Genomic DNA, 6,247 nt, shown 5'->3' with positions numbered 1-6,247 from the left:
AAATCTGTGGCGGTTTGACCCGTTTTGGCTTTCTCCGCTTCTGTCTAATTCTCTTGGTATCACCATCTTTTGCTTTATACCAATCACATGAAGTATTTAATCAGTTCAGAGCCTCACAGGCATCTCAATCCAAGGCGCATTGGCGTAGAAATGGAAGTCAATGCAACAGGGGAGTGGGATGTCTATGAGGCCTCCTAAGGGCGCAGATGTTAACGGCATGGAAACGCGCCTCATGCTGCGTTCAAGGTTTTCGACAGAGACCACTATGCTTTCAGCCTTCGCCTTGTCTAAAGCGCGTTGAGCTCCCACTGAATGAATAGATATTTAATATTATTGGTGTTAGATATGCGTGTAGGTGTCACAGTGTCAGTATTGAGCGTCTAAGCTGTGGTTTAGTATCTGTTTGAGGAGAGCAATCAAGTAGACCGTGCTGGAGTTAAATCTGTTAGACTGCCAATGTAATGCTTGAACAGTACTTATGAGGGTTATTATGCGAGCAAACTGGGATCTAGTATTAGAAAAGATTTTGAGCCACAGCAATTATGAAGATCTTTCTGTGTTGTTTCATTTACTGTTAACCGAAGAAGAGCGTAGTGCCGTTGCTGGACGCTTAAAGGTATTTCAGTTGTTATTGGATGGGGATATGAGCCAAAGGCACATAGCTGCAGAATATGAAGTGAGTATTGCGACGATCACCCGTTGCTCTAATTACTTGAAAAATATGTCTCCCGACCATAGAGCGAAAGTTCAAAAATTGATTGGTTAGTACTCTTATGAAAACAAGCCCTGTGGACATCATTTGTGCTTGTTTTGGTAACAGCCTTAAGGCGTGATGGGCAGCTTATGGCGACGATAGAGTGAACGACGCACCAGAATATATAAGCCATAACTAAGTAAGCAGATGGCCAGAATTGGGTAAAGGTCTTTGGGAAGGAATTTAAAGATAGCCAATGCCGCTATGAGATAGATAAAAGGTAAGAAGTTATAAATCATCTCGGGAAGATAGCCCGACTTACGACGTCTTACCGAGTCTGTTCGACGGTTTTGAGAACGCATAACGTAGATCCTTGCGCCTAAGACGAACACTACCGTTGCCGCAACTAGGGCATAGTTGATGTCGAGTGCAATGAAACTCGAACTGCCGAGCGCCATGTAGCCAAAAGGCAAAATCTCGTAAAGGGGTTTGGTTAACATAAGCACTCCGTCGCTTAACTCAGGTTGATATCAATATCTAATTGAAAATATTCATATAAAATTTGAATACTTCAATTTGCCAGTCAGTTATTTATCTATTACGAATAGTATAAACGCTTGCGTATAAAAAATGCACGACCTTAAATTAAGGGCGCGCATCTTCAAAGGTTAAACTATGGGAGTTCAATCGCTTAGGGATAAGCTATTTCTAGCTCACCTTGGGCAACAATCTGTATTTAACCGCGGCAACCACAGCCGCCATTGCCGTCACAACCTGTTTTAGGTGTGTCACAGGCTTCGTGCTCTTCATGGTGGTGTCCATGATCGTGGTCTGAACCACCACAACAGCCGCCAGCTTCTTCTTTGCCTGAACCGCCACAGCATCCACCGCCGTGATCGTGATCATGTCCATGGCTTCCACAACCGCCTTGGGCATGAATGTGACCATGGGCGATTTCTTCGGCAGAGGCTTCGCGAACGTCAACGATTTCGACGCTGAAGTTGAGCGATTGGCCCGCTAAAGGATGGTTGCCATCGACGATAACCACATCGTCTTTCACTTCCATGACTTGAACTGGGCGTTGACCCATTTCAGTTTCGGCGATAAAGCGCATACCTGGAACGATATCTTCGATATCACCAAAGGCTTCTAATGGCACGGCTTGACGTAGGCCATCGTGGTAAGGGCCATAGGCTTCTTCGGCACTAATAGTGACATCGAGTTTTTCGCCTTTGGTTTTACCATCTAATGCGGCTTCTAAACCTGGGATCAGGTTTTCAGTGCCGTGCAGATATAGCATAGGTTCAGAGTCGAAAGAGTCTTCTAATAGTCTGCCTTCTTGATCTGATAAACGGTAATGAATGGTTACCGCGCTGTGTTGAGTGATCTTCATATCGCCTCCAATTCGGAATGTGCGCGCATAATAACGTGCTTTTTTAGTGCTGGCGATAATTTGAAGTGGCTTATGTTAGATATCGCACAGCTTTTTTTTCGGCAGATTAAAGCCGGTTTTACGCGGTGCAGCATGTGTAATGTGATTTTTGCGCGTTAGCCTGTCAATTTGGTCTGAGTGATGAGGTAGAACAAATAACGCATTAGTTAAAAGTGAACTATAAATAATTATCTGAAAAATAAGTGATTATCCAATAGCTTTCTCGCTTTATTACGTTAACGTCAACAGTTATCTATTGCATAAATCGCATTTTTACCCCTAGAAAACTTTATATTAACTAATCTTGATACAGTATTTTATCGAGTGTGAAGATTTGCTGATAAATAATCCATTTTAGGGGTTGACAAGCGCGGGTAAAAAAAGCAATTCTGTTTATCAAGAAATTAACATGGATTAGCCCAAACACATGCATAGCCTAGGTTTCGTAGTAACTACCATTATTACAACCACCACTACAACAATAGTGGGGGCGGGCTGATACACCCTAAAGAATTTTAACAATGAGCCCGCTTCCCACAAAGAAGCGGGCTTTTTTGTTTATAGCTCTTATTTCTAAGTCGGGCGCGGTACAGGAGAACAAGATGAAAGTAATGAAATTTGGTGGTACCTCGCTTGCAAATTGGCAGCGATTCTCGATGGCTGCGGATATCGTTGCCAAGTCATCTAAGCTAGAACCCGTAGCCACAGTGCTATCGGCCCCTGCAACTGTGACGAATGCTTTATTAGAAATGGTCGACGTAGCCGTTAAAGGTGAAGAATATTTACCTGTGCTGCAGCACGTTGAGCGGGTATTTACTTCGCTGTACCAAGACGCCGTTAACTCAGTGTTGTCGAGTGAGCAAAGCGAACAGCTTTTTTCTGGACTCAATACCCAGCTAGTGATCTGGCAGGATAGATTACGTGGTATCGGATTACTGCAAGAGTGTCCCGATGGCATCCGCGCTGAAATCGTGGTCGCAGGTGAGCGTTTATCAGCTGCCTTGATGGAACAAGTGATGATATCTAAGGGGATCACTTCGGCTCAGCTTGACCCACGCGCCTTATTTTTAGGTCGTGGTCGTCCGTTAGAATCTGTCGTTGATATCGCTGTGAGTAAGCCAAGGTTTCGCGCGTTGGCACTGGGTGAAAAACGTGTATGGGTAATGCCGGGATTCACCGCTGCCGATGAACAGGGCAAAGTGGTGACGTTAGGCCGTAATGGTTCTGACTATTCTGCTGCCGTGCTCGCCGCCTGTTTAGATGCTTCAAGTTGTGAAATCTGGACCGATGTTGACGGTGTTTATAATACCGATCCTCGGGTGGTAGCAGACGCTAAGTTATTGTCACAACTCAGCTACCAAGAGGCAATGGAGCTGTCCTATTTTGGTGCTAAGGTATTGCACCCTAAGACGATTGCCCCTATTGCTCAGTTCCATATTCCCTGTTATATCAAAAACAGTTTTAACCCCGATGCCCCTGGCACTCTGGTTTCAAACCAAGCCGATGAAACCGGCTTGCAGGTTAAAGCTATCTCCAATTTAGATAACCAGACCATGTTCGATATTTCAGGCCCAGGTATGAAGGGCATGGTTGGCATGGCGAGCCGTACTTTAGCTGCGATTTCCCGCAGCGGCGTGTCTGTGTCTTTAATCACTCAAAGTTCTTCTGAATACAGTATTAGTTTCTGTGTGGCTACATCTGATTCGGCCAAAGTGAAATGGGCTTTAGAGCAAGAGTTTGAATTAGAAATAAAAAGTGGTTTGCTTGAGCCTATCGCTATGCGCCATGAGCTGGCAATTGTGTCCTTGATTGGTGATGGTATGCGTACCCACAAAGGGGTGGCGGCGCGTTTCTTCCAAGCGTTAGCGCAGGCAAGCGTGAACATTATCGCCATCGCCCAAGGATCGTCCGAGCGCTCGATTTCGACTGTGATCGAGCAGCGTAAGACTAAGCATGCGGTGGCGGCTTGTCATCAAGGCTTTTTCGATGTGCAGCAATATTTAGATGTGTTTTTAGTGGGATGCGGCAACGTGGGTGCTGGTCTGCTTGAGCAGATAAAACAACAGTCCGCCATGCTCAAAGAGCAGCACATCAGTATCCGTGTTTGCGGCATAGTGAATTCGAACAAGATGTTACTCGACAGTGCGGGCATTGATTTAAGCAACTGGTCTAGCTTGCTTGCCGATAGTCAGCAAGCCTGTGATATCCCAGCGTTACTGGCATGGGCGAAAGAGCAACAATTACTGAACCCTGTGCTGGTGGATTGCACTTCGAGCGAGCAAGTGTCGGATCTGTATTTGGATGTGATGAACTCAGGTTTGCATGTGGTCACGCCGAACAAAAAGTCGAATACTCGCGATTATGCCTATTACCAAGCACTTCGCCAAACAGCCTTAAAACAGCGTCGCCAATTTTTATACGAAACCACAGTCGGCGCAGGTTTACCAGTTATCGATAACTTGAAAAAACTGTTATTTGCGGGTGATAAGCTGCATAAGTTTAATGGTATTTTATCGGGCTCTTTATCCTTTATCTTCGGCATGCTCGATGACGGTATGACACTTTCTGAAGCGACAGGTCTGGCGCGGGAAAAATGCTTTACTGAGCCCGATCCCCGTGATGATTTGAGCGGTATGGATGTGGCGCGTAAGGTGCTCATTCTTGCCCGTGAAGTGGGACTAAAGCTAGAACTCAGTGACGTACAGGTTGAATCTGTATTGCCAGCCGAGTTTGATGATTCAGGCGATGTTGAGAGCTTTATGGCGCGTTTGCCGCAGGTTGATGCGGCGATTGCCGCTAAAGTGGCGCAGGCCAAAGCCCAAGGTAAAGTGCTGCGTTATGTGGGACAAATTGAAGATGGCGTCTGCCGAGTGCGTATCGCCGAAGTCGATGCACAGGATCCCCTTTATAGTGTTAAAGGCGGCGAAAATGCCTTGGCATTCTACAGCCGTTATTATCAGCCCATTCCGTTTGTGCTGCGCGGTTATGGCGCGGGAACGGAAGTGACTGCCGCTGGCGCTTTTGCCGATGTATTAAGAACCTTGAATTGGACTCGTGAGGTGAGTGTATGAGTTTGACCGTTTATGCTCCAGCCTCTATGGGTAACGTGGGAGTCGGATTTGATTTACTGGGCGCCGCTTTGGCGCCTATCGATGGCAGTTTACTCGGCGACAGAGTGACTATCGCGGCGGCAGAATCGGGTGTGAGTCTGGCGCAAACCGGTGCTTGGGCCCATAAACTGCCTGAAAATCCGCAAGACAATATAGTGTACCAATGTGCCGAATTCTTCTTAACCGCCCTGAGTAAGGAGTATTTAGAAGCGCTTGGAAAAGCAGAGGAAGGCGTAGCGCTGACACTGGAAAAGAACCTGCCCGTCGGCAGTGGTTTAGGTTCGAGTGCAAGCTCTGTCGTGGCTGCGTTATATGCACTGAATGAACATTTTGACAGACCTTACAGCGAGCAAGCCCTGCTGGAACTGATGGGCGAGTTTGAAGGTAAGATCAGCGGCAGTGTGCACTATGACAACGTTGCCCCCTGTTATTTGGGCGGCATGCAATTGATGCTCAATGTGCCGGGCACTGTATGTGAAGCGATACCGAGTTTTAAAGAATGGTATTGGGTTGTGGCCTATCCTGGGATTTCACTTTCGACGGCGATGATGCGCAAACTCATGCCTGATCAATACGATAAAAGTGTCACTATCGATTTTGGTCGTTATTTAAGTGCCTTTGTACATGCCTCTTATCAGCGGAATGCCAAGCTTGCGATCAGCGTATTAAAAGATGTGTTAGCCGAGCCTTATCGCGCAGCTGCGATTCCGGGTTACGACAATGCCAGAGTCGCTTTAGCCGCTTTAGGCATGTTGACTACGGGGATTTCCGGCAGTGGTCCAACGCTGTTTTCGATTACCGATGATTTAGCCACGGCAAATGCGGCTAAAACCTGGTTAGAACAGCATTATTTAACCGAGGTGGGTGGCTTTGCCCACGTGTGTCGCCTCGATGAGCAGGGCACGCGTAGAGTCGATTAATTCTTATTTTTAGTATCAAGCCTAAGCATTAAGGCTAAATATCCATCTTATGCATAAAAAGCATGCATCAAGAATTAGCATTTAAGGCTTA

5 protein-coding genes are annotated in these 6,247 nt (G+C 46.4%); 3 read left to right on the top strand and 2 right to left on the bottom strand.

Annotation, left to right across the window (positions count from 1 at the left end; genetic code table 11):
• The first annotated feature begins 490 nt into the window (after positions 1-490).
• The gene (trpR, locus tag Q4Q54_RS15250; protein WP_063882757.1) at positions 491-766 is read left to right on the top strand and encodes a trp operon repressor; all 276 of its coding nucleotides are present in this window, start codon (positions 491-493) and stop codon (positions 764-766) included.
• Between the two features lie 56 nt (positions 767-822).
• On the opposite strand, the gene Q4Q54_RS15245 is transcribed toward trpR, so the two are convergent.
• Both Q4Q54_RS15245 and slyD read right to left on the bottom strand, forming a co-directional pair.
• A complete protein-coding gene (locus Q4Q54_RS15245) occupies positions 823-1,194 on the bottom strand; it encodes a hypothetical protein (protein ID WP_063882755.1) in 372 nt (123 codons plus the stop codon).
• Between the two features lie 236 nt (positions 1,195-1,430).
• Entirely contained in the window at positions 1,431-2,087 is a 657-nt protein-coding gene (slyD, locus tag Q4Q54_RS15240) for a peptidylprolyl isomerase (protein WP_006085085.1), read from the bottom strand.
• A 641-nt stretch (positions 2,088-2,728) separates the two neighbouring features.
• Here slyD and thrA point away from each other — a divergent pair.
• Both thrA and thrB read left to right on the top strand, forming a co-directional pair.
• Positions 2,729-5,197 carry a bifunctional aspartate kinase/homoserine dehydrogenase I gene (gene thrA / locus Q4Q54_RS15235; protein ID WP_311988867.1) on the top strand — a complete coding sequence of 823 codons (2,469 nt, stop codon included), beginning with the start codon at positions 2,729-2,731 and terminating at the stop codon, positions 5,195-5,197.
• Positions 5,194-6,156, top strand: a complete 963-nt coding sequence (gene thrB / locus Q4Q54_RS15230) for a homoserine kinase (RefSeq protein WP_311988866.1) — start codon at positions 5,194-5,196, stop codon at positions 6,154-6,156. The genes thrA and thrB overlap by 4 nt, the downstream gene beginning before the upstream one ends.
• Positions 6,157-6,247: the final 91 nt, after the last annotated feature.

This window comes from Shewanella sp. SP2S2-4, assembly GCF_031932025.1.
GTDB lineage: Bacteria > Pseudomonadota > Gammaproteobacteria > Enterobacterales > Shewanellaceae > Shewanella > Shewanella baltica.
This window is presented reverse-complemented; position numbering and strand designations above follow the sequence as displayed.

Excerpts from the sequence above, each read along its gene's own strand:
- thrA (WP_311988867.1), top strand. The coding sequence starts at position 2,729 with ATGAAAGTAATGAAATTTGGTGGTACCTCGCTTGCAAATTGGCAGCGA.
- trpR (WP_063882757.1), top strand. The coding sequence starts at position 491 with ATGCGAGCAAACTGGGATCTAGTATTAGAAAAGATTTTGAGCCACAGC.
- slyD (WP_006085085.1), bottom strand. The coding sequence starts at position 2,087 with ATGAAGATCACTCAACACAGCGCGGTAACCATTCATTACCGTTTATCA.
- Q4Q54_RS15245 (WP_063882755.1), bottom strand. The coding sequence starts at position 1,194 with ATGTTAACCAAACCCCTTTACGAGATTTTGCCTTTTGGCTACATGGCG.
- thrB (WP_311988866.1), top strand. The coding sequence starts at position 5,194 with ATGAGTTTGACCGTTTATGCTCCAGCCTCTATGGGTAACGTGGGAGTC.